The sequence below is a fragment of the Caulobacter sp. LARHSG274 genome (genome assembly GCF_052871235.1).
In genome coordinates, this window is record NZ_JBIXJO010000021.1 from 25,129 (window position 1) to 49,186 (window position 24,058).

19 protein-coding genes are annotated in these 24,058 nt (G+C 67.4%); 4 read left to right on the plus strand and 15 right to left on the minus strand.

What is annotated here, in order from left to right:
• Positions 1–96: 96 nt before the first annotated feature.
• The 4 genes from ACIPQB_RS22685 to ACIPQB_RS22700 form a co-directional block, all read right to left on the minus strand.
• Complete coding sequence (locus ACIPQB_RS22685; RefSeq protein WP_446487514.1) at positions 97–1,410, minus strand: MFS transporter; 1,314 nt, start codon at positions 1,408–1,410, stop codon at positions 97–99.
• A gap of 26 nt (positions 1,411–1,436) precedes the next feature.
• Positions 1,437–2,288, minus strand: a complete 852-nt coding sequence (locus ACIPQB_RS22690; protein ID WP_446487515.1) for an amidohydrolase family protein — start codon at positions 2,286–2,288, stop codon at positions 1,437–1,439.
• Between the two features lie 188 nt (positions 2,289–2,476).
• The gene (locus ACIPQB_RS22695; RefSeq protein WP_446487516.1) at positions 2,477–3,502 is read right to left on the minus strand and encodes an amidohydrolase family protein; all 1,026 of its coding nucleotides are present in this window, start codon (positions 3,500–3,502) and stop codon (positions 2,477–2,479) included.
• Between the two features lie 17 nt (positions 3,503–3,519).
• Positions 3,520–4,488 (minus strand): ABC transporter substrate-binding protein, encoded by a 969-nt coding sequence (locus tag ACIPQB_RS22700; protein ID WP_446487517.1) that lies wholly within the window; start codon positions 4,486–4,488, stop codon positions 3,520–3,522.
• Between the two features lie 513 nt (positions 4,489–5,001).
• Here ACIPQB_RS22700 and ACIPQB_RS22705 point away from each other — a divergent pair.
• From ACIPQB_RS22705 to ACIPQB_RS22715, 3 genes are all read left to right on the plus strand, one after another.
• Complete coding sequence (locus tag ACIPQB_RS22705) at positions 5,002–6,240, plus strand: LysR family transcriptional regulator (RefSeq protein WP_446487518.1); 1,239 nt, start codon at positions 5,002–5,004, stop codon at positions 6,238–6,240.
• 144 nt (positions 6,241–6,384) lie between these two features.
• Entirely contained in the window at positions 6,385–7,542 is a 1,158-nt protein-coding gene (locus ACIPQB_RS22710; protein WP_446487519.1) for a lactonase family protein, read from the plus strand.
• 12 nt (positions 7,543–7,554) lie between these two features.
• Complete coding sequence (locus tag ACIPQB_RS22715) at positions 7,555–8,565, plus strand: aldo/keto reductase (RefSeq protein WP_446487520.1); 1,011 nt, start codon at positions 7,555–7,557, stop codon at positions 8,563–8,565.
• Positions 8,566–8,662: 97 nt separating this feature from the next.
• Here ACIPQB_RS22715 and ACIPQB_RS22720 read toward each other — a convergent pair whose 3' ends face one another.
• From ACIPQB_RS22720 to ACIPQB_RS22730, 3 genes are all read right to left on the minus strand, one after another.
• Positions 8,663–10,771: a TonB-dependent receptor gene (locus ACIPQB_RS22720; RefSeq protein WP_446487521.1), complete on the minus strand. Its 2,109-nt coding sequence runs from the start codon at positions 10,769–10,771 to the stop codon at positions 8,663–8,665.
• A gap of 173 nt (positions 10,772–10,944) precedes the next feature.
• Entirely contained in the window at positions 10,945–12,813 is a 1,869-nt protein-coding gene (locus ACIPQB_RS22725) for a TolB family protein (protein WP_446487522.1), read from the minus strand.
• A 133-nt stretch (positions 12,814–12,946) separates the two neighbouring features.
• Complete coding sequence (locus tag ACIPQB_RS22730) at positions 12,947–14,191, minus strand: MFS transporter (protein WP_446487523.1); 1,245 nt, start codon at positions 14,189–14,191, stop codon at positions 12,947–12,949.
• A 179-nt stretch (positions 14,192–14,370) separates the two neighbouring features.
• Here ACIPQB_RS22730 and ACIPQB_RS22735 point away from each other — a divergent pair, with 179 nt between their 5' ends.
• Complete coding sequence (locus ACIPQB_RS22735) at positions 14,371–16,053, plus strand: thiamine pyrophosphate-binding protein (RefSeq protein ID WP_446487524.1); 1,683 nt, start codon at positions 14,371–14,373, stop codon at positions 16,051–16,053.
• Positions 16,054–16,074: 21 nt separating this feature from the next.
• Here ACIPQB_RS22735 and ACIPQB_RS22740 read toward each other — a convergent pair whose 3' ends face one another.
• Genes ACIPQB_RS22740 through ACIPQB_RS22775 form a run of 8 tightly spaced genes read right to left on the minus strand, consistent with a single transcriptional unit; the run spans position 16,075 to position 24,055 of the window.
• Positions 16,075–17,439: a hypothetical protein gene (locus ACIPQB_RS22740; RefSeq protein ID WP_446487525.1), complete on the minus strand. Its 1,365-nt coding sequence runs from the start codon at positions 17,437–17,439 to the stop codon at positions 16,075–16,077.
• Positions 17,440–17,444: 5 nt separating this feature from the next.
• Positions 17,445–18,749: a neutral/alkaline non-lysosomal ceramidase N-terminal domain-containing protein gene (locus tag ACIPQB_RS22745; RefSeq protein WP_446487526.1), complete on the minus strand. Its 1,305-nt coding sequence runs from the start codon at positions 18,747–18,749 to the stop codon at positions 17,445–17,447.
• Between the two features lie 17 nt (positions 18,750–18,766).
• On the minus strand, positions 18,767–20,020 hold the full coding sequence (locus tag ACIPQB_RS22750; RefSeq protein ID WP_446487527.1) for an alpha/beta hydrolase-fold protein: 1,254 nt from the start codon (positions 20,018–20,020) through the stop codon (positions 18,767–18,769).
• Positions 20,020–20,679, minus strand: coding sequence for a cytochrome b/b6 domain-containing protein (locus ACIPQB_RS22755; RefSeq protein ID WP_446487528.1), 660 nt, complete (start codon positions 20,677–20,679; stop codon positions 20,020–20,022). Before ACIPQB_RS22755 ends, ACIPQB_RS22750 begins: the two co-directional genes overlap by 1 nt.
• Before the next feature lie 3 nt (positions 20,680–20,682).
• Positions 20,683–21,141 carry a c-type cytochrome gene (locus ACIPQB_RS22760; RefSeq protein WP_446487529.1) on the minus strand — a complete coding sequence of 153 codons (459 nt, stop codon included), beginning with the start codon at positions 21,139–21,141 and terminating at the stop codon, positions 20,683–20,685.
• 33 nt (positions 21,142–21,174) lie between these two features.
• Positions 21,175–21,753 (minus strand): hypothetical protein, encoded by a 579-nt coding sequence (locus ACIPQB_RS22765; protein WP_446487530.1) that lies wholly within the window; start codon positions 21,751–21,753, stop codon positions 21,175–21,177.
• A 23-nt stretch (positions 21,754–21,776) separates the two neighbouring features.
• Positions 21,777–22,673 (minus strand): amidohydrolase family protein, encoded by an 897-nt coding sequence (locus ACIPQB_RS22770; RefSeq protein WP_446487531.1) that lies wholly within the window; start codon positions 22,671–22,673, stop codon positions 21,777–21,779.
• Positions 22,673–24,055: an alpha/beta hydrolase family protein gene (locus ACIPQB_RS22775; RefSeq protein WP_446487532.1), complete on the minus strand. Its 1,383-nt coding sequence runs from the start codon at positions 24,053–24,055 to the stop codon at positions 22,673–22,675. Before ACIPQB_RS22775 ends, ACIPQB_RS22770 begins: the two co-directional genes overlap by 1 nt.
• Positions 24,056–24,058: the final 3 nt, after the last annotated feature.

A 24,058-nucleotide genomic window follows, 5' to 3' on the forward strand; every position in this document is an offset into this window, starting at 1 on the left:
CTACGCGTCTCCTTGATCAGCGAGACCTAGGGGTCCTGCCCCTGGCTCGCCAATTCGTTTCGGGCTCGGCGTGATCGCTTCGCGCCGGGCTGGGGGTCAGATCTCGACGCCTTCGGGCACCTTCGGAGCCCACTCGCGGCGCAGGACGAACAGGGTCGTCAGGGCCCCCAGCAGCAGGAAGGCGAAGATCACGTACATCGGCGCCGTGTAGCCGCCGCTGACGTCCAGCAGCCAACCGGACAGGATCGGCGCGACCATTCCGGCGAGGCTGACGGCCACCTGCTGGATGCCTGTGACCACGCCGACGGCGGGCTTGGGGATCAGGGTCAGGCGGCAGAGCGCCAGGTTGTTGGCGGTGGCCAAGCCCAAGCCCGACAGCGAGAACACGTTCCAGAACAGGGCCGTGGCCGTGTCGTTGGTCTTGGCGCCCAGAATGACCGTCGAGGCGACCAGGAAGCCGGCGACGACGAAGCTCTTGCGGACAACGACCGCATCGCCGCCGCGGGCGATCAACCTGTCGGCGGCCCAGCCGGCGACCAAGGCCACTATGGCGATGCCGGCGAAGCTGAAGAAGGAATAGAGCCCCATCTTCGCCAAGCTCAGGCCGCGATGCTCGACCAGATAGGCCGGCATCCAGGTCATGCAGTAGAAAGTGAAGTAGTTGTAGCAGAAGTTGACCACCAGGGTGCCCCAGACCAGGGGACTGGCCAGGATGTTCTTGATTGGCACCGCCGAGGCCTTGGCGCGAACCGCCACCATCTCGCTCTTTTGCGGCAGGTCGTTCTTGACCATGAACAGCCAGGGCAGCAGCCAGACGAGGCCGACGGCGCCGGTGATCACGAACATGGCCCGCCAGTCCTGGGCCACGATCAGCCAGGCCGCGACGGGCGCACCGATGGCCGGCCCGAACTTGTTGCCCAGCATGTAGAGGCCAACGGCCGTGCCGCTCTCGCCCTCATGGAAGTTGTTGCGGATCCAGCGATAGCTGGCCGGAACCACCACCGCCTCGGCCGCGCCGACGATCAGGCGCATGACGATCAGCGCCATCAGGGTCGTGGCTAAACCCGTCAAGGCCGACGCCGCGCACCACAGGACAAAGCAGATCGTATAGGCCCTCTTCACGCCATAACGGTCGACAACCCAGCCCATCGGGATCTGCAGGGCCGCGTAGGACCAGAAGAACGCCGAGTTGATCCAGCCGCGGTCGAGGTTGGAGAGGTGAAAATGCGCCTTGAACGACGGCGTCGCGAGGGCCGACGAGATACTGGTGCGATCCACGAACGCGATCAGGGCGCCGATGGCCAAGAGCGCCAGGATCGACCACCGTTTCCAGGCGGGCGGAACCGTGGCGGCCGCGGCGGCCACGGGCTCATTGGCCGAGATCGTGGCGGCCTCACTGGTGCTGGCCATGCGTTGCTCCCCTGCCTTTCTCATTATTATGCGCCAAGCTTGGGATAGAGCGACAGGGCGGTCTTGCCGAAGACCCAGCTCTGGTCTTCGTCCGAAAGCGAGGCCAGGCGTTGCTTGGCGGTGGCCAGGATTTCCGAAAGCGTCCCCGGCGAGGTCGGGAAGTTCGAGCCCCAGGCCAGGCGATGGGCGCCGAACGCCTCGACCAGCTTGGGGAAGAAGGTTTCGGCCGTGGCCGCGCCCTTGACGCTGTCGCCCATGATCCGGGGCGTCAGCTTCAGGTAGATCGAGGGAATCTCGGCCAGGTCGAACAGGCTTTGGGCGGCCTCGTAGGGCGGGCCGTCGGCGACCTCCGGCCGGGCCAGGTGATCGAGGATGATCGGCACGTTCGGGAAGCGCCTGGCCAGGGTCGTCACCTGCGGCAGGCCAACGGGACCGGTCTGGATGCACATGGTCAGCCCCAGTTCGCCCAGCAGTTCCCAGGCGGGATAGGCGCTTTCATCTTCCAGTTCGCTGGGGTCAAAGTCCTTGGTGCTGCCGCCGGTGAAGATCCGCAGGCCGGCGAGCCCCCTGTCGGTCCAGGCCTTGATCGTCTCGATCGCGTCCGGAGCCCGCACGTCCACCGAGCCGACGGCGTTCAGACGGTCGCCGTAGCGATTGCAGGCGTCGATGACATAGCTGTTATCGAAGCCGTAGGTGGTCGAGGAATGGACCACGGCCGCCTTGGCTACGCCCGCCTCGTCCATGGCCGCGATCAGAGTTTCCACCACGCAGGGCCGCTCCTGCGACCAGTCCGAGCGCTTGCCGAATAGCGGCGCTGGCGGATAGCGGACTTCGTCATCCGAGATCACGTGCGGATGGATGTCGATGACCGAGGACATGGGCGCTCCCTAGCGTGGCTTCCGGCGGGCTCGTCACCGCCGCTTGTTCGAAGCCATCGTCCGCGAGATCGCCGCCGCGGAGCAGTCGAAGCTATGCGGCGAGGTATAAGTTTAGGGCCGCCAAAAACGCGAAAGGCGCGACGCGGGGATACCGGGTCGCGCCTTCGTAGGGACTTGAAACGGTTGGATTATTTCCCGAGCGCCTTCAGTTGCGCGTCGAGGCGCGGATAGACCCGGCGGGCGTTGCCTTCGAAGATGTTGTAGCGGTCCTCGTCGGTCAGGCTGACGCACGCGTCGACATAGCGCTTGGTGTCGTCGAAGTAGTGGCCGGTGTTCGGATCCTTGCCGCGCACCGCGCCGATCATCTCAGAACCGAACAGCACGTTTTTCGACGGAATGACCTTGGTCAGCAGGTCGACGCCTGGGTGGTGATAGACGCAGCTGTCGAAGAAGATGTTGTCCAGCAGCCCTTCGAGTGGCCGGTTGGCCATCTCCAGCGACATGCCGCGATAGCGACCCCAGTGGTAGGGCACCGCCCCGCCGCCGTGCGGAATGACCAGGCGCAAGGTCGGGAAATCCTTGAACAGATCGCTTTGCAGGATCTGCATGAACACCGAAGTGTCGGCGTTCAGATAGTGGGCGCCCGTGCCGTGAAAGTTCGGATTGCACGAGGCCGCCACGTGGACCATGGCCGGAACGTCCAGGTCGCAGAGCGCCTCGTACAGCGGATACCATTCGCGGTCCGTCATCGGCTTGCCGGTCCAGTAGCCGCCGGTCGGATCCGGATTCAGGTTGCAGCCGACAAAGCCCAGTTCCTCGACGCAGCGGCGCAATTCGGGGATCGAGTTGGCCGGCGGCGCGCCGGGCGACTGCGGCAGCTGGCAGACCGGGACGAAGTTGTCCGGATAGAGCTCGGTCACCCGCTTGACGAGGTTGTTGGAGACCTCCGCCCACTGGAGGCTGGTGCGTTCGTTGCCCAGGTGATGGCTCATCAGGCCGGCGATCGGCGAGAACAGGGTTAGGTCGCTGCCTCGTTCCTGCTGCAGCTTGAGCTGGCCGTTGCCGACGCCTTCGCGGATTTCGTCGTCGCTGACGTGCGCGCCCGAGACCGGCGGCGCGTTGACCGCATCGTTGGCGGCGTCGACCTGCGCCTGGCGCCAGTCGCGGAACGACTTGGGCACGGTGGTGAAGTGGCCGTGGCAGTCGATGATCATGGTCTTGGTTCCTCGGCTCACAGCTTGTCCGGATCGACGAACAGCTCGTCCATGCTCATCCGTCGGGGCGTCAGGCCCTGGGCGAAGGCGGTCTGTTCGAGGGCTTCGATGGTCGGGCGGTTGGCTTCGATCCCGTAAGGCAGTGGATCGGGACCGACGATGTCCATCAGCCTGACGTACTTCTTCTCGGTGGCGTCCTGCGGGCCATTGGCGTGCAACCGTTCGAGCCATTCGTCCTTGGCGCGCTTGAAGGCGTCGTAGAGCGATTTGGCGATCCACGGGTGTTCGGCCAGCACGGAGTCCTTCACCACGATCGTGCCGTGCATCGGATAGACGCCGGTGCGGCGGAAGTAGTCGGCTTCCAAATCGGCGGCGTTGGGCAGCAGGTCTGGATAGTTGGCCTCGACCTCCTGCCAGCCCCCCGTCGGGGCGCCGGTGCGACCGATGCCGGCCGCGCCCTCGACCCCGGCCGACAGTTCGCCATCGGCCATCATGTCGGCCAACGGGCGGGTCGCGTGGATCACATTGCCGGGCAGGTTCAGTTCCCGGACGTGCTCCTCGTCATCGACCACCCAGGTCACCTTCGAGGGATCCAGACCGCAGTCGTCCATCAACGCCTGGCGCAGCCAGACGCCGGTCGTCACCGAATAGGCGCGCACCCCAACCTTCTTGCCTTCCAGATCCTTGGGCGTGGCGATCCCCGCGTCGGGACGCACCAGCATGCCGGAGTGGTGGAAGCGGCGGACCACGAAGATCGGTAGCGCCACGAACGGCGCGCCGTAGGCCCGAGCGATGATGTAGGTCGTGGGGGCGATCTCGCAGACGTCGAACTCGACGTCGCGCACCATCCGGCGGAACGCGCCGATCTGCGGTTTGACAGTGATGATCTCGGCCTCGACGCCCTCGATAGGTATCGCGCCGCTGCGGATGGCCGACGTATGCGGATGTTCCGCTACGGCGATCTTAAGATGTACCTTCCCGGCCAATTTCCTCTCCTCAGGACTCATCAATATCCGGGGAGCTGGCCGCGGTCATCGGACCAGGGGGCGCCCCGTTCGTCCTGACAAAGGCGTTCGACCTCGCCCGATCGCAACCGGCCCGCCGCGAAACCTTGAGGGCGCGCGCCATTTCCTATCGGCGGAACCCCGCGTCGGCGATAGGTTCGCCGCGCCGGCTGATAAGTTTTGCGTCACATCGTGTAATAGATCTGGCGAACTGGAGCGTGTTTCTTATCGCTCGAAATCGCCCTCGCGCCGCCGGCAAACTCGTTTCACGCGCAACCAAATCCGCACCGGCCGCAACCCGCAAAACCCAGGAATATCTGGGAAAATCCGGATGTTTTCCGGGAGTTTCCGCGAATCGCCGAGGGCCTGACCGGATCGCTTCGCGAGGATCGCGCCGGGGCGCCGCAGCCCCTATTCCGTCCACTTCGGCGACAGCCGGGCCAGTTTCCACCCCGATAGATTCCTGTTAGCGCTTGGCCATTGGGAGGACTAAAAATGATCGACATGGATCCTGAAGCCAGGGCCGCGTCGCTCAGTTTTCGGCAGCTGAAGCTGTTCGAAAGCGTGGGCCGGTTGAACAGCGTCCGCAGGGCCTCGGAGGAATGCAATCTTTCCCAGCCGGCCGTGACCCAGGCGCTGGCCAAGCTGGAATTGCAGATCGGCGCCGTCCTGCTCGAGCGCCGCGCCAGCGGTAGCTATCTCAACGAGCTGGGCGAGATCTTCCACCGTCGCGCCACGCGCCTCTTCGAACAGTTCGAGCAGGCCCTGATCACCCTGGGCGTCCCCGGCGCCCCCGAGGCCGCGCCGCTGATCGCCAAGCGCATCTCGCGCTCCCAGGCCCGCAGCCTGATCGCCATCGTAGAGAGCGGTTCCTTCGCCGAGGCCGCCCAGGCTCTGGCGCTCTCGCAGGCCTCGCTGCAGCGCGCGGCGCGCGACCTGGAGGGCAATCTCAAGAAGTCGATTTATTACCGCACCGCCGCCGGCGTAGTGGTCACTCCGGCCGGCGTCGAGTTCGGCCGCCGCATCAAGCTGGCGACCCAGGAGATCGAGTGGGGCATCCACGAGATCGAGGCCGCCCAGGGCAGCGCCGCCAGCCAGATCGCCATCGGCGCCATGCCGTTCGGCGGCAGCGTGCTGCTGGCCTCGGTGCTCGATGAATTCGTCCGCGCCAACCCGAAGGTCGACGTCAAGATCGTCAACGAGAGCGCCTCGGAGATGCTCAAGCGCCTGCGCGACGGCGAAGTCGATTTTGTGATCGGTCTGGTCCAGGAAACCAAGGGCGAAGACCTGACCAACGAGGCCCTGGCCCGCACGCCCTATATGGTGGTGGCCCGGCGCGGCCACCCCCTGGCCCGCAAGGGCGGCGTCGACGTCGAGGATCTGCTGCGCTACGATTGGGTGGTGGGCACGCCGGGCGCCAGCCGCCGCGCCTGCTTCGAGCGCCTGTTCCAAGGCAGGGACGCGCCGAAGACCTCCATCGCCACCAGCGCCTTGCCCATCGTCCGCCACCTGCTTTCCCGCAGCGATCGGCTGGCCCTGATGACCACCTATGAGCTCATGCACGAAAGCGAGTTGGTGTCCCTGCCCTTCGGCCCGATCGAGCCCGCGCCCGCCATCGGCGTGACCATGCGTTCGGACTGGCTTCCGACCAAGCTGCACCAGAGCTTCATCGACCTGCTGCGCCGCCACACGGCGGACGCCACGACGCCCACCATGCTTCGCAGGGCGGGCTGACGCCGATTCAATCGCTCCGCTCGCCGAACTTGGCGGCGGAGCGAGCGGCGACGGCTACCATCTTCTCACCGAGCGTCTGGAACGCCCTCGTTCCCTGGCTCGACAGCGTGCTGAAGACCTGAGAAGCCCGCGGCAGGAGACCCGATGATCTATTCCAAGCTGAACGCGCCGACCCGCCGCGCGGTCGCCTCCGGCGCGCTGAGCCTTCTAGCCGCGCCCACCGTCGAGGCCGCCTCCAAGGGCCAGCAACTGGTCTATGTCGGAACCCAAGGCAACCAGGCTGGCCAGGGCGTGTTCGCCGCCCGGCTCGACACGCACACCGGCAAGCTGACGCCCATCGGTGTCGTCGCCGAGCTGGCCCGCCCCACCTGGATCGTGGCCCATCCCAGCCGCCCCTCGCTCTATGCCGTGAGCGAGACCGGCAACGAAGGCAAGACGCTGGGCAAGGTCCACGCCCTGAAAGCCGACCGGAAGACCGGCGCCCTCACCCTGGTCTCGACGGTCGAATCCGGCGGTGGCGGACCGACGCATCTGGCGCTGGACGCGCGGGCGCGTGGATTGCTGGTCGCCCACTACGGCTCGGGCCACGTGGCCGCGCTTCCCCTGCGCGCTGATGGCGGCCTCGAACCCCCGGCCTCGGTGCAGCAGGAACAGGGTTCCGGCCCCTCGCCTCGCCAGAAGAGCGCCCACGCCCACGGCGTGGCGCTGTGTCCGACGGGCCAGTTCGTGCTGGTCGCCGATCTCGGCGCGGACAAGGTCTTCGTCCATCCCTATGCCCGTCGCGCGCGGCGCCTCGGGCCGGCCGCGGCGACGTCCGTGAGCGTCCCGCCCGGGACCGGCCCGCGCCATCTGGACTTCCATCCCAACGGCCGCTTCGTCTTCCTGATCAGTGAGCTGGTTCCGGCGATCCGGACCTTCGGCTGGGACGCCCGCAAGGGCGCGCTTAAGGAACTCAGTGTCGTTGGCGCCGGCGGCGAGCCGCCGGTCAACGGGGCCGAGATCGCGGTGAGCCGCGACGGCCGCTTCGTCTACGCCTCGATCCGCGTCGAGAACGTCATCGTGGTCTATGCCGTGGACCAGAAATCGGGCGCCCTGACGGAGGTTCAGCGCATATCCTCGGGCGGCCAGACACCGTGGAGCTTCGGCTTCGACCCTACCGGACGCTGGCTGCTGACCGCCAACCAGGGTTCGGGCACGGTCACCGTCTTGGCGCGTGACCCGGCCACCGGCGAACTGACCTCAACGGACCAGTCGATCCTGGTCGCCAAACCGACCAGCATCGCCTTCCTGCACGTTCCATAGGGAGACTTCGTCGTGACCATCCTGCCCCACCGCCAGATCGGTCCCTTCCAGGTCTCGTCGATCGGCCTGGGCTGCATGAACCTCAGCCATGCCTACGGCGCGCCCCCATCGCCGCAGGACGGCGGGCGGTTGCTGAACCGGGCTCTGGATCTTGGCGTCACCCTGCTGGACACCGCCGCCCTCTACGGCGGCGGAAACAACGAGCGCCTGGTCGGACGTGCGGTCGGGCATCGGCGCAGCGAGTACGTCCTGGCGAGCAAGTGCGTTCTGGACATGGTCGGCGCCCAGCGGGTGCTGGACGGCTCGCCCGCGGCGATCACCGCCAGTCTGGAGCGCTCCCTGCAGCGGCTGGGCGTCGAGCACATCGACCTCTTCTACCTGCACCGCCTCGACAAGCGCGTGCCCATCGAGGACTCGGTCGGGGCCCTGGCGCGTGCGGTCGAGGCCGGCAAGATCGGTGCGATCGGGCTCTCGGAAATGTCGGCCGCCACCCTGGAGCGCGCCCACGCCGTCCACCCCATCGCGGCCGTGCAGACCGAATATTCGCCGATGGTCCGCAATCCCGAAGTCGCCGTCCTGGACGCCTGCCGTCGCCTCGGCGTGGGCTTCGTCGCCTTTTCCCCGGTGGCGCGGGGTCTGCTGGCCGGCGCGATCAAGGACGCAGACTACGCCAAGGGCGATATTCGGGCCCGGATGCCACGCTTCGTCGAGCCGAACCTGTCGCACAATCTGCAGGCCGTCCGGCACTTCAACCTCCTGGCCGCCGAGCAGGGCCTGACACCGGCCCAGCTGTCGCTGGCCTGGACCCTGGCGCGGGGCGAGCATGTGGTCCCCATCCCCGGCACCACCAACCCGATCCATCTTGAGGAAAACATCGGCGCGGCGAGCCTCATTCTGGCGCCGGACGTTGTCAATCGGATCAACGTCCTGTTCAAGGGCGACGCCGTCCATGGTCCCCGCTATCCGGCCGAAGCCCAGGCCCAGGTCGACACCGAGCTGCTGCCGGGCGAGACCCTGGCCTGACCCAAAAGGATGGGCGAAGCCGAAGCTTCGCCCAGATCGTCGAGTTTGCGGGGAAGAGGCGACCGGAAGCGGCGGGGACCGCTTCCGGCCGGGTAGGCTAGAACCGGGCGCCGACCCTTACGCCGTAAGTGCGCGGCGGCAGGTAGGCGCCGTAGAAGGTCCCGGGGGTCGAGGTGGCGAAGGCGTAGGACTTCACCAGCTCGTCGGTGATGTTGTTGGCGTAGCCGGTCAGGGTCCAGGTTCCGCCCGGCTCCTCGTAGGTCAGGTTCAGGTCGCCCGTGCCGTAGGCGTCCTGCTTGATGATCGGACTGCGAATGTCGAACAGCAGGTACTGCTTGGCGACAAAGCGCGCGCGGGCCGCGGCCGTGACCGTGCCGCCATTGGCCAGGTCGAAGCGGTGGGCGTAGTCCACCGTCAAGGTCGACCTTGGCGACTTGGGCAGCGGATTGCCCGAGAAGTCGCCGCCCGACGAGAACGGCGTCACCGGCAGCACGAAGTCGTTGAACTCCGAGTGCGTCAGGGCGCCGACGACGCCCAGGCGGTCGTTGGCGGTGATCGCCCACTGCGATTCCAGCTCCAGGCCGTACACCGTGGCCTTGTCGGCGTTGTAGGTCAGGCGGCCCGAGGCCGTGCAGCTCGGCAGGCCCGCCGGCAGGTTCAGGCAGCCCAGCTGGCTGGCCTGGTAGTCCTTGTACTTGTAGTGGAAGGCCGTGACGTTCAGCTGCAGGGCGTTGTCGAACAGACGGTTCTTGGAGCCAGCCTCGAACGAGGTCACATGCTCGGGCTCATAGGAGTTCGGGGCCAGGCCGTCATAGTTGCCGCCGCCCTTGTAGCCCGTCGCGGCGGTCACATAGATCAGCGACCGTTCAGCGAGCTGATATTCGGCCGAGGCCTTCCAGTTGGTGGCTTCCCATTCGCTGTTGGCGGCGTTGGTGATGCGCGACAGCAGGATCCCGGCCGGGTTGCGCACCTCGGTCGCACCGTTCTGCTTCTTCTGGTCGGCCGTGTAGCGCAGGCCGCCGGTCAGGCGCAGCTTGTCCGTGACGTGCCAGGTGGCCTGGCCGAACAGGGCCCGTGAATAGGCGTCGATCGTCGGATAGCCGAAGCGTACCGAGGTCGGCGGCGCCAGCAGGGTCTGGAACGAGCTTTGCAGTTCGTCCCAGTAGAACGCGCCCAGGATCCAAGTGACCGTCTGGTCGGGCTTGGAGGCTAGGCGGACTTCCAGCGAGTGCTGCTTGGCCTTCTGGTTCAGCTGGATGCGGCGGTCGCTGGCGTAGAGGTTGTCGAGGTTCAGCTCGTGATAGGCCGGCAGAACCGTCAGGGTGGCCAGGCCCAGGTCCCAGTTCACCTCGGCATGGGCGCCCTGGTTCTTGTTGCGGATGTGGGCGCCGGGATTGAGCAGGTTGGTCGAGCGCGGATCGACGCCCGCCACGGCCAGCTTGTAGGCCGCCGGTCCCACGCCCTTGCGCAGGTCGTAGTCGGCCGCGAGCAGCACCGAAAGAGCTTCGGTCGGCTTGACCAGCAGCTGGCCGCGATAGGCGCGCGAGTCCTGGTCGTCGCTCTTGCCATCCGCGGCGTAGCCGTCGCGCTTCAGCGTGCGCATGGCCAAGCGAAGGGCGACCTTGTCGCCGAACGGGACATTGACCATGCCGTTGACGCCGTACTGGTTGTACGAGCCGTACTCGGCGCCGACCGCCCCGGCATAGTCGAAGATCGGACGCGCCGAGATCACATTAATCGCGCCGGCCGTGGCGTTACGGCCATACAGCGTGCCTTGCGGGCCGCGCAGCACTTCGACCTGCTGGATGTCGTAGATCAGGCCGCCGGTCGATTGCGGTCGGCCCAGATAGACGCCATCGATGTGATAGGCGACCGCGGGGTCACCCTGCGGGCCGTCATTGGTCGAGAAGATGCCGCGAATGGCGACGCCGGTGGCGGCGTTGCTGGAGTTGATCTCGACGTTGGGAGCTGAGCCCTGCAGCGCCTGAAGGTTGGCCGAACCCTGCTTGGTCAGGCTCTCGGCGCTGACCGCGGTCACGGCGACCGGGATGTTCTGGACGTTTTCGCTGCGCTTTTGGGCGGTGACGACCACCTCTTCCAGCGCGGCCGGCTCATTGTTCTGCGTGGTCTGGGCCTGGGCGCCGGCGGCCCCTGCGGCGAAGCAGGCGCCGGCCATCAGCCCGACGCGGAACGATAGTCCCCTCATTGTATCCTCCCTGTTATTTGATCACCACGTCTCTCTTGGACGGGCGTTGTTCTGAAGACGGTCCCGGCGCGCTCGCGCCGTACCATCCCAAGACTGAAGTAGAACAGGCGATCAACGGGGCGGAGAGATCGAAAACCCGCGTCGGCCGATAGCTTCGGCGAAGGCCGTCGTCCTTACCTATCGGGCAGATACAGCGGCATGGAGTCCTCCCACAGGCTGTCGGTCAGCAGGCGCTTGCCGGCGCCGTCAGCGTTCATGACCATGATCTGGCCGTAGGGTTGGAAGGTGTTGTCGTAGAGCGCGGCCTCCTCGCGGAAACCGTACATGCCGGTGCTCCAAAGGATGCGGCCGTCAGCCGACCACACCGCATGGCCATCGTTGCCGCGATTGGTGGTCAGGCGCTGCAGGTCCGATCCGTCCGGACGGATCGTGAAGATATCGAAGTTCACGGTGTCGACCTTGCGGGTGAAGACGATCCGCTTTCCATCCGGCGACCAGAACGGCAGGTTGTCGTATTCCGTGGTCAGCACCCTGACCTGGCGGGTGTCCAGGTTGATGATCCGCAAGCCCTTGTCCTGCGCGCCCCAGACGCGGAAGACGATCTCCCTGCCATCGGCCGAGTAGCTAGGGAAGCCGGAATGGACTGAACCGTCCGTCAGGGGCTCGTAGCCGGTCCCGTCGCGGCGCACCCGCATCAGGGTCGCCTTGCCGTGCGCCCGCTCCTGGAACCAGACCCCCAGACCGAAAGCCAGCCACTGGCTGTCGGGCGACCACGCCGGCTGGAAGGCTCCCGCCAGGCCCTTCTTGACGAGATCGGGATCCAACCCCTTGCCGTTGACGTCGAACACTACCCGGCGGTTCGAGCCGTCGCGGTTCATCGTCACCAGCGAGGAATTGCCTTGCTGCTTCTCGGTGATCGCCAGCGTGCCGTCATGAGCCAGCACCGGAAAGACATCGGTATGTTTATACGCCCAGTCGCGATCCCAGCTGTAGAGCGGCTTGAATTGCGGGCGAGCCTTGAAGCCGACCTTCTCGTAGATCACCAACTTCCCGTCCGGCGACCAGACCGGGGAGCGGATCGATCGCTTCACGGCCTCGAAGCCGGAGGTGTAGACGAGGCCCTCATCGACGCCGCCCTTGCGGTGATAGCCGATGATCTCAGCGTTCAGGTACTGCGGGAACAGCTTCAGGCCGGGCCCCTTTGTGTGCTCGGTTCGCTCACTGGTGGCCAGGTCCACCGACACGATCTGGGACACGACCTTGGCCACGCCCTCCGGACGCCGCGAGCCCCAGGTGTCCTCCGTCGGCACCTCATAGAACACGATCTGCTTGCCGTCGGGCGACCACTTGGGTGAGCCGAGGCTGAAGCCCGGCTTGGAGGCCACGCGCCGAAAGCCGCGCCCGTCGACGCCGATCACATAGATGCTGAGCTCCTGGGTGTGCTCCCAGCCGTGGCCCTCGTTGTGACCGCGCCAGTCGGTGTTGCGATCCGACGAGAAGGCCAGGTGCTTGCCGTCCGGCGACCAGGCCGGACGGTAGAAGCCGTCCGGATAGGCCGTGTCGCCCTGGACGTCTTCGCCGCCGGTCAGGTTGGTCAGCTTGCCGGTCTTGAGATCCTTGACCCAGATGTTGGTGCGATAGCCCTGGCGAGTCGAGACGAACGCCAGGCGGCGGCCGTCGGGCGAAAGCTCGCCGGCGTCGTCGACGGACGGGCCGACCACCAGCGGCTGGACACTTGTTCCAGCCAGATCGCAGCGGAAAAGGTCGGACTGGCCGTCGCCGTTGCGCTCGGAGGTGAAGACGATCGACTCGCCGTCGGCGCTGAAGCTGGCGTGGTAGTCGAACACCGAGCTGGAGAGCAGCTTGCGCTCGTTGGAGCCGTCGGCGTTGGCGATGTAGAGTTCGGACGACGACGGACCGATACGGTTCATCAGCATCACGCCCAGACGCTTGGGCGCGGCCGCCTTCTTGACCGTCGCGGCCATCGCCTCGCCGGCCAGGAATGCGACTGGCAGGGCGGCGAGGAAGTGTCGACGATCCATGGGGTCCTCCAACGACGCGCCGCCTCATGCCAGGCGGACTTCATGTTACGACGCCACGTCTGCACGCGGCCTTCCGGAGCCGCAGGCTACGCCCACGGCGGCCCGACCGTGTCGATCAGATCTGTGTGCGGCCCTATCCATTCGCCGCGCTCTCGAAGGTCCGCGCCCGGCGAAGGGCCGGAAACTTCCAGGCCCAGAGGCCCGTGATGAGGATCGCGCCGACGCCGCCGGCGACCACCGCCGCCACGGGTCCGATCACGGCGGCCAGGAAGCCGGACTCCGCCTCGCCCAATTCGTTGGAGGCCGAGATGAACAGAGTCGAGACGGCGCCGACGCGGCCGCGCATCGGGTCTGGCGTCGACAGCTGGATCAGCGACTGGCGGACATAGACCGACAACATGTCCGCGCCGCCCAGAACGGTCAGGCAAGCCAAGGACAGCGGCATCCAGCGAGAGACCCCGAAGATCACGGTGGCCAGGCCGAACACCGCGACCGAGACCAGCATCTTGACCCCGACATTGTGCTTGAGCGGCCGCCAGGCGAACAGCAGCGCCGTCGCCATCGCGCCCACGGCCGGCGCGGCGCGCAAGTGCCCCAGTCCCGCCGCCCCCACATGCAGGATGTCCCGCGCGAAGATCGGCAGCATGGCCGTGGCCCCACCCAGCAGGACGGCGAAAAGGTCGAGCGAGATCGCGCCCATGACCAGCGTGTTGCCGCGCACATAGACCAGCCCTTCGAGCATCAGCAGCCAAGGCTTGCGCGGCTCGCCGATGATCCTCGCGACGGGCCGGAGCAACAGCATGCCGGTCAGCGACAGGGCGAAGAGCCCGACGCTCGCCGCATAGGGCCATGGCGGGCTCCACGCGTAGAGATAGCCGCCCATGGCCGGCCCCAGGATCGAGCCGACCCGCCCGGCGATGGCGTTGGTGGCGATCGCGTGGGGCAGCACCTCGGGCGGCACGATGTTGGGTCCCAGGGCGTTCAAGGCCGGCATCGAAAACGCCCGCGCCACGCCCAGGAACACCGCCACGCTCATCAAGGCCGGCAGCGATATCGCGCCGGTCCCGGTCATCAGGCCCAGGGCGAGGGCGCAGGCCAGTTGCAGAGTCGTCGTGAGGCAGACGATCAGGCGGCGGTCGAAGCGGTCGGCGGCCCAACCGGTCACAAGGGTCAGAACGAACAACGGCGCGAACTGGGCCAAGCCCACGAAGCCCAACTGCATCGCCGCGTCCTTGGTGTCCATCGTCGCGCGCGCCAGGTCGTAGACCTGCCAGCCGACGACGATCACCAGGGTGTTTTGGGCCAGGGTCGAGCACAGCCGCGCGGTCCAGAAAAAGCGGAAGTCCCGGAATGCGAACGGATGCCTTGGATCGGCCATGTCTTCTCCTCGCCCGGCCACGCGCCGACGCCGGGAGCCTCCGCCGCTTCTAACGCCGCGAACGCCCGCAATGATATCGGTCCAGCAATGTCGGTCGCAGTTCCGATAGCTCGCCCACCGTCTTGAATAGCCCCCTCAAAGGGCGCCTCGATACCAAGGTCCAAGGAGGATCCAGGATCATGATGACGGGCGCCGAGGCCGCTGTGCGGATGCTGCAGACCCACGGGGTCAGGCATGTTTTCGGTCTGTGCGGCGACACCAGCCTGCCCTTCTACGACGCGCTGGCGCGTCTTGATCACGGCATCGACCACATCCTGACACGCGACGAACGCAGCGCCGCCTACATGGCCGACGCCTATGCGCGCCTGTCCGGCCGGATCGGCGTATGCGAAGGCCCGAGCGGCGGCGGCGCGACCTACATCCTGCCGGGCGTCATCGAAGCCAACGAGTCCTCGATCGCCATGGTCTCGATCACCTCGGACGTGCCCGTGACCGCTCGTGGCCGCTACCCGCTGACCGAGCTGGACCAGAAGGCGCTGTTCCGACCGCTGACCAAGTGGAACACGGTCGTCGACCACGTCGGCCAGATCCCGCATGTTTTCCGCACCGCCTTCCGCGCCGCGACCACCGGCCGCCCCGGCGCGACCCACATCGGCCTGCCCTACGACGTTCAGAAGCACGCCTTCGACGCCGACATCTGGGCCCAGGCCGAGCACGGCCAGTTTCCTGCCTTCCGCACCGGTCCCTCGCCGGATCTGGTGGCCGCCGCGGCCGAAATGATCCTGGCGGCCAAACGACCGGTCTTCGTCTGCGGCGGCGGCGCGATCATCTCGGGCGCTATGGCCGAACTGGCGGCGCTCGCCCAACTGCTGGACGCCCCGGTCGCCTCGACCGTCAGCGGCCATGGCGTGATCCCGGACGACCATTCCCTGGCCGTCGGCGTGGTCGGCGCCAATGGCGGCGTCGACGAGACCCGAGACGTCGTCGCCTCGGCCGACACCGTGATCTTTGTCGGTTGCCGAGCCGGCTCGACCACAACGGAACACGGCGAGGTTCCCGGCCGCGACGTGCCGATCGTGCATATCGACATCGACCCCATGGTGGTCGGCGCGAACTACAAGGTCGAGGCTGGCCTGGTCGGCGACGCCAGGCTTTGCCTGTCGGCCCTGCTTGCCGAGATCGCCCGCCGCCTGGAAAACATGCCCCGTTCGACGGGCGCGGCCGAGCGCCTGGCCGCGGTGCGCCAAGCCAAGCGCGCCGGCTTCGAGCGCCTCGCCGGGTCGACCGACCGCCCGATCCGCCCAGAGCGGGTGGTGGCCGCCCTGCAGGCCGCCCTGCCCCGTGACGCCGTGATCGTCGCCGATCCAGGCACGCCCTGCCCCTACTTCTCCAGCTACTACGACTTCAACACCGCTGGTCGACGGTTCATCACCAACCGCGCCCACGGGGCGCTCGGCTTCTCCCTGCCCGCCTCGATCGGCGCGAGCTATGGCGCGCCGAACGCCAAGGTGGTGGCGGTGATGGGCGACGGCAGCTTCGGCTTCGCGGTCGGCGAGCTGGAGACCATCGTCCGCAAACAGTTGCCGATCACACTGATCGTGTTCTCGAACGCGTCCTACGGCTGGATCAAGGCCAGCCAGAAGAGCGGCTATGGCGAGCGCTACTTCTCGGTCGACTTCAATCGCTCCAACCACGCCCGTATCGCCGAAGCGTTCGGCGTGAAGGCCTGGACCGTCGCCGATCCCAATGACCTGGACGCAGCCGTCCGCGCCGCCGTCGCGCACGACGGCCCGACCTTGATCGACGTGATCTCCCAACCGCTCGAGGAGTCGGCGGTCCCCGTCAGTCGCTGGATGGGCTGAGAGCGTCTGCGGCGCGGCGGCCTATTGTCTCGGCGCGCTCACTCTGAGCGCCTCGAGGACGGCGTCCTGGAGGACCTCCGCCGAGCCGCGAGCGTAGGACGAATTCATCGCCTCGTAGGTGATCCTGTCATAGGCGGCGACGTCCGGCATGTACTTGGCCGCGCCGTCGACCATGGTCGCGACGATCGTGTTCGGGACAGGGGAGCCTTGCTTGATCCGCTGGCCAGTGAGGCTGGACAGCTCGACCTGGACACCGACCACCGCGATGTCTCCGAGCCTCAGGACCAGGTACGGTGCGGGCGCCTCGCCCTCCGGAACGAAGGCGTAGGTCTTGGTCGGGCGCAAATCCTGCAACGACTTGGGGCGCGCCTGGGCCTTGAAGGTCACCACGCCATGGGTCAGGGCGAGAGGCGCCTTCCCATCGGACATGCGCACGTGCTCGCTGGTGCGAATGACATCCTGCGCCAGCCGTTCGCCCAGCAGGTCGATGAGCAGATAGCCCTGCGAGCCGATATCGGCCACCGACTGGCGCCCGTCCTTGTCGGCGACCGCGCGGCGGGCCTTGAAGGTCGGCGCCTGGTCTCCGGCCGCGCCGATCAGGAAGAAGGACACGAGGCCCTCGCCATGGAGCGCCTCGACCCGGCGCATGGCCGCGCCGGCGAGGTCGGCGGTGATGACCTTGGTCCCGTTCTCGACGACGGACTGGTCCATCACCGACGGTTGGACGGCGTAGTTGGCCAGGATCGCCAGAGGCCTCCGCTGGAGATCCTCGATGCGGATCACCGCCAGCTCCTTGTCCGAAGCGCCCGCGCTGTCGACGCCGAGCCAGAACCCTTCGGGCGTGTGCTGGTCGCGATTGACGTTGATGTCCGTCACGCCCTTGCCGAACCCCAGACGCGCCGGGCGCACGGCTGTCGCGGCTCGCGCGGCGGCGTCCCGCAAGGCGGCTTCGACTGTTGCCTTGAACGCGACGTTCCTGGTCTGCTCGGCGGCGGACGCCAGACCCGGAAACGGCCGGCCAGCCGGCATGATGTGCGGCGCGGAAAACGTATGGCTGGCGGAGATGACGACATTGGCGGCGTCGACCGTCGCGGCCTTGGCTACGACCGCCTTCATCGCCGCGACCTCGTCGCTTGAGATCGAGGTCAGGTCGACGACCGCCAGGGCAAGCCTTTGGCCGTCGTTCTCGAGGACCAGCACGCGAACTTGCAGCGGATCGCGCTGCACGCCGAACCCCTGGATCGGCAGCAGGTCGGCCGGCAGGTCGATATCCGCCCTGCCCGCTCCGGCGCGAAGCTCCGCCGACGCCGGGACCGCGGCGGCCAGCAGCGCCATGGCGCCGAGAAGCGCGACCGCCGCCCGGTGGACAATCGTGCCTTGGATCATGGACTTCACTCCGCCCGGTGCAGATTGCGGTCGATCATCTCGACCAGGCCGCCGACGACGGCGTTCTCGGCGCACCCCCGGGCGACCGGCGCGCCGTTGACCTCGAAGATCGGCCGGTCGTAGGCGGCGTCGTCGGGGATGTAGCCGATGCGGTCGTTGGCGAGGGTGATCATCACCGTGTCGGACAGCGGCGACTCTGCACGCAGGCGAGCATAGATGTTCGTCACGACCTCGCCCGACACGCTGGTCAAGGCTGCGTCACCTAGCAGGACAAGACCAAGGCGCAGCTTTACCTCGGGAACCGCCACGGCCGTCATGTCGTCCATCTGAGCCACGCCCTTCTTGGTGGGACAGGAGACCTCGCGAGCCTCGACCGCCAGCCGCGCGGTCCCGGAAAGATCGTCCATGGCGCGCGCGACCCGCAGGACCTCGGCCCCGACCATCACGCCTTGCGCGTCGGCGGCGCGATAGGCCAAGGCCCGCTCCGCCGCCCCCGCGGTCTTGCCGATATGGGGAAAGACGCGCGGATCCTGGTCCCCTGCCGCCCCCATGGTCCATAGCGCCACGGCGCCTTGGCCAAGCCCGTCCTCGACGTACTTTTGGGCGACGCCGGAGAGGTCTCCAGCCACTTCATTGGCTCCGATCGTCACGACATTATGGACGGCGTAGTTGAACAGGATCGCGATCGGCTTGCCGGAAGGCTCCACGAACTGAGCGACCCAAAGGGTTTTGTCCGACGGTCCATCGGGATTGAAGCCGAGCGACCAGCCCTTGGCGGAATAGACATCGCGATTGACGCTGACATCGACCTGGCCGCGCGAGACGCCGTAGCGGGCCGGACGCGCGCCGGCCTTGGCTGCTTTCAAGCTGGCGACGATCTTGTCGTAGACGATGGCGGTATAGGCCCGCGACTCCGAGCCGCCCGGGTGAGCCAGGGCGCCGGGCGAGACCTCGCCGATGCGGGGCGCGCTATGGTCGTGGGTGGCGGTGATCATCACGCCCTCGACAGGCACCCCGACCTCCCGGGCGATGCGCTCGCGCAGGGGCGTCATGTCGCCGACTTCGATCAGGTCGAGCGAGACAATCGCCGCGCGCGTCGCGCCGCTTTCCAGATAGAGAGCGCGGGCGAAGATCGGATCGTGAACCCGCGCGAAGTCGCCGCCGCCCATGGGGTTCAACGCCGTCAAGTCGGTCGGCGTGATGTCCGCCTTGACCGCGCCGACCCGTAGGGACTCGGCGAGCGCCGCTCCAGCCAGGCTGGTCATGGCGACCGCGAGACCGGCAATCACCAGGGCCCGAACCATGGACATAATGCTGCCTCCTCGGCTCATCGGCGTTGCTCGAACAGCCAGTCGCGCATGCCCTCGATGGCGTAGGCGATGCGCCAGGTGTTGACGTGATTGCTGCCGCCATTGTCCGGCTGGCCGGGCGGCACGACGGTGCCTTTGCGCAGGGCGACGTAATTCACGCTCGCCCCCTGTCCGCGCATCGCGGCGACATCGGCGGCAAACTGCTCGGGCGAGGATGCGCCGTTCCACACCGCGCGGGCGACCTTGGCGCCCTGGCCTTCGAGCACGGCGGTGATCGCGTTCTGGCCGGGATAGGCCTTGAGGTCGCCCTCGGAGACGATGATCCAGAGCTTGTCCTTGGCCAGCGGCTTGACCAGGGCCGGGTCCCATTGCCCGGCCACGATCAGCGAGGCCGCGAACAGGTCCGGATACTTGATATTCATCGCCATCGACATCATCGCCCCCATCGATTGTCCGGTCGTGTAGAGGCGATCGCGGTCGATGGCGAAGCGCGAAGTCAGGTGCTCGACGAGATGGACGGTGGTGTCCAGAAAGCTCGTGGCCTCCGAGGCGTCATTGACGACCTGGGCGGGGTATTGCGGGGCCAGCACGAACGCCTCGCGCCGGGCCTGGTCGGCGTCATCGGCCCAGACCACCGCGCCGAGGCCCTGCACCAGGGCGGTGTCGACGACGGCGCCGCAGGCCCCCATGTCGTGCATGAACAGCACCAGCGGATAGCGCTTGGCCGGATCGTAATTCTTCGGGACGAATAGGTTGTAGGGCAGCCGGTCGCCGGTCGTCGGGTCAGCGAACAGCGCCGCTTTGAAACTGTCGACCACCAGGTTGCGGGTGGCGATTGTTTCGATCGTGGCCCCGGACCGGAAGCGGCGACCGGAGCCGGCGAACACGTCGGCGACCTGCGTCACCCTGGCCTTGGCTGGACGGCGCGTGAAGCTGCGGCCGGCGGATACGAACAACGCGGCGTCAGGATCGGCGGGCGACAACTCGACGACGACATAGCGATCGCCCCGGGGCGCCTTGGCCGGCTCGGGGATGGCGTTGGCGTAGACGCGCGTGACGATGCGCCCCTCCTCCTTAAAACTGGAGGCCGTCAGGCGAGTCTTGTCGATCGCCTGGCCGTAATCCAGGACGACGGCGGTCAATTTCTGCCCGTCGCCGAACACCTGGGTGATCGCCGTGGCGTGGACATCGCTCCTGGCGCTCGCACCGGACGCGAACGCCATACTGGCCGCGCCGCCGATCAGGCCGACGGTCTCTCGTCGCGTACGCATCAGAATGTTCCGCTCAGATGGAGCAGGACGGAGGTCGCCGCCAGGCCAAGTGCGATCCCGACCGCCAGCGCCCAGGCCGCCCCCCGCGTCGCCGCGCGCTCAACCTGGCCACCGGTCACCATCGGCCCAACAAGATTCCGGCGCTTGAAGACGGCGTAGAAGGCGATGGCCAGCAGATGGATCACCACCAGCGCCTCCAAGCCCTGGAAGGCCAGGCCATGGATCTTCGAAGCCAGTCGCGCGCTCTCGAACGACACCCACACCGAGAGCGGGCCGGCCTCCAGGCCATCGACATCCACCGCGAACAAGCCGCCGGCTAGGATCGCTGCAAGGCAGGCGAGCAAGGCGATGACGCTCCAGCCGCCCAGCGGATTGTGGCCCGTCCCCGGGGACGAGCCGGTCGCCGAGAATAGCGACCGTGCGTAGGCCGCGACCGCCTTGGGCCCCTTCACGAAGGTCGAGAAGCGCGCGGTGGTCCCGCCGAAGACGCCCCACCAGAAACGGAAAACCAGCAGCCCGACGACCGAGGAACCGGCGATCCGGTGCAGGTTGAGGTTCCCGGTCTCCTGGAACCACCAGGCCAGGCCCACCAGGATCACCAGCGCCCAGTGGAAAATGCGGATGGGCAGGTCCCAGATCGCAACGGCCGCGCGCGCCATGCCTCAGTTGTCCTTGTTGCGGAAGGCGTCGTGACAGGCCTTGCAGGTCGCGCCCAGTTCAGCGACCGCCGGCTTCATCGTCGCGATCTGGCCGGTGCGGGCGGCGACATCCAGCTTGTCGGCGGCGCGCATGAAGGCCTCGGCGTCAGACTTGAAGTCTGCGCCCTTGGTCCAGATCTCCGGCTTCGCGCCGGTCTTGACCCCGACCTCGGGGCCCGAGCCGCGCGGGAAGTGCGACATCATCTTCGGGGACGCGGCCTTCAGCGCGGCGGCGCCGCGCTTCAGCGCCTCGACGTCGTCGGTGTTCGACCGAACGCCTTCGTTCAAGGCCTTCATCTCCTTGCCCATGCCCTTGAAATAGGCCTGGCGGGCTTCGATCACGGCCCGGCCATCCAACGCCAACGCCGCCCCGGCCGAGAGCGACAGGACGACCATGGTCGCGATCGCGATCTTCTTGAACATCGTCATCTCCAAAAAAGATATTCGATCCGGGTCTCAGGGTTGGATCATGATCCGGCCAGCGCGCCAGACACCGTCGGCGTCACGGCGGGTCACGGCCGACACGCTGACGCCGGGCTTGGCGAAATCGCGAGGGTGGACGTCGTAGGCGATGGGCTGGATGTCGGCCGGAACCTGGATGCGGCGGCCGCCGCCGGGATAGGTCACGTCCAGTTCCAGGCCTGCTTGGCTCTTGCGCGCTTTTACGACGGTCCCGTGGGTGATCGAGGTGCCCGGCAGCGGCATGTCGTGGGTGCCCACCTCGGGACGGTAGCCCGGCTCGAACAGCCGCAGTTCGCTGGCGCGCCCGGTGGTGGCGTCGACATTGCGATTGATCGTCGCCACGAAGTCGCCGGGCCTGACGGCGTCGAGCGGGACCGGGCGCGCCGTGACCACGGTCCAGCCCTTGGCCATCGCCACGACGACCAGCTTGCCGTCCTTGTCCCGCACAGTGACGTCGGCGTCGCAATAGCGCACGAGCGCGCCGGCGCGGCCGATGGGATGCTCGACCGCCTGGACCTGGACCGTGAAGGGCGCGACGGCCACGACGGTCATGACGAGGAGCGACTTCAGCATGACGTCTCTTCCATTCGGGGGTGCTAGCGACCAGGCGGGCGGCAGCCGCGCATCAGTCGCTGGATGTTGCCGTGCGCCACGGCGTCCTCGACCTCGCGGGGGAGCGGCGCGAACGCCCGGCGGGCGGTGGCCAGCAACTCGGGGATGCGGCCGTGACGGTTGGCCTCGGTGACGTCCATGGCGAACAGGAACCGGCCGGGAAACCGTTCGATCACCGCACGCCATTCGGGCTTCAAGACGCCGTCGGCGGTCAGGATCGACAGGCGCAGATTGGGATTGTCGGCTCGCGCCGGATCCAGCCGGATCGATAGGTCCGCGTAGAGATTGGGATGGCCCGCCATCAGTCGGCCGATAAGGTCGGCCTCGGCGCTCCATCCGGCGTGCGCCAGGATCAGCGGCATGTCAGGATGATCGGCGGCCACGGCCTCGACGGCGGCGATGGTCTCCGGAGATTCCAGGCTGACGTGCGCCGACACCGGCGTCTTGCGACCCTGCGCGAGCGCATAGATTCGCTGGCGGAACGGGCTGCCGAACGAGGCCGCGTCGCTCGGATAGAGGGCGGGATCGTAGCGGGTGGGCAGTTCGCCGAAACCGCACACGCTTCCCTTGGCCTGCAGGCGCGCAAAGGCCGAGACGGCCTCGGGGCCTGGCCGCAAGCCCGTCATTCCGGCGGTGCGCGCCAGGCTGATCGAGGGCGTGACATAGCCAGGATGCCGCTTGGCCACCCGCTCGAGCGCTTCCGGGTCTGGATGCATGATCACCACCCCGGCCAGACCCGCCGCGCGGAACAAGGCGATCTCCTCGTCGGGCGCCATGATCGTCAGAAGGTGGGAGTGCGCGTCGACATAGGGGATCGAGGCGCGATCGCCGCGGCCTAGCAGGGCGAGCGCCGCCAACAGGGCCGGGATCGCCGCGCCCATCAGAATCGCCCCGTCCCTTTCAGCCAGCCGTCGACGAAGTCAAAGGTGCGCTTGACCGTGTCGCCATACTCGGGACGGCAAGGGTTGAAGAGGTGGGTCGCGCCCTCGACGGCCGCGAAGGTCTTATCCTTCGAGCCCAGGTGGTCGAAGATGATCTCGTCCGGCACGACGAGGTAGTGGCAGCTCATGGTCAGAACCAGGGTCGGCACGCTGACGCCCTCCGCGTTGGCGGGGGTGGAGGTCATGGCCGAGCGCCAGTCGACCCCGACGATGTCGTCGGCGGTGATCGCGTAGTCGGCGCTCGTGCGGATGGCCGAGGCGGCCAGGAAGCGCCGCACCGTGGTGTTCTGGGTCATCAGGCTCAGCGAACCCAGCGCCGCCGGCGTCTGCTGGCCGCTGGGCGGACGCACCGAGCGGATGACCTCCTCTCCGATCGTCCCGTCGGCGCGCAGCAGGGCGTGGGCCGCCTTGGTATGGGCCGCGAAGGCGACGTCGGGCTGATAGAGCCTGGCGCCAGCGGCCTGCTGCCCTAGGCCGGAGATCACCAGCGGTTCGTCGTCGGTGAAGAGCCCCTCGCCGTTCGAGATCAGCCGTAGGCGCGCCTGAGCCTCGCCGACGATTCGGGCGTTGCGATCGGCCTGGGCGCGATAGAACCGCTGGGCGAACGCGGCGCTATAGATCGCGCGCTTGCCGGCCCGGTCGTAGCCATTGGCCGGCGCGAACATGTCCAACGCGACGATCCGCTGGTCGTCGCCGACCGCCGGGTCGACCGCGCTCATCTGGTGGAATGCCCCGAGGGTGGGATCCAGCAGGATCAGGCCATCGGGCTTGGTCAGGTCCGAAAGCCCCTCGACTTTGCAGGGATAAATCTTCTCCGGACCGCTACAGGCGGCCGGGCCATGCTCGGCGACGTTCTGGTAGAGCGTGACCAGATGCCCGCCGCCGCTGTGGCCGACCAGGATCACGCGGGTCACGCCCGGCAGGGACCGCGCGAAGGCCAGGCCGCGTGAGATCGACGGCAGATAGGCTTCCGGCGCGGTGTCGCCCCGATGGTTGACCATCACGACGCGATACCCACGCGCGGCCATCTCCCGCCCGATCGGCTCGTTGAAGGTGTTGGCGTTGGGATGGGCATAGACCAGCGCGATCCGGGCATTGGGCCCCGGCCGTGTCGGCTCGTAGAGCAGGCCTTCGGTCTCTTGCGGCGCCAGCCGCAGGTACTGCGTCCTGTATCCCTCGCCCCGCACAGGCCCCAGTTGGACAGGCGGTGACGTCGCGGCTTGCCAGGCCAAGGCCGGCGTGGCGCTGGCGCCCAGCACCAGGGCCAGCACGGCCGCCCCCAGCACCGTCGCCGCGCGGTGTTCGGATCGCGAGTTCATCATCTC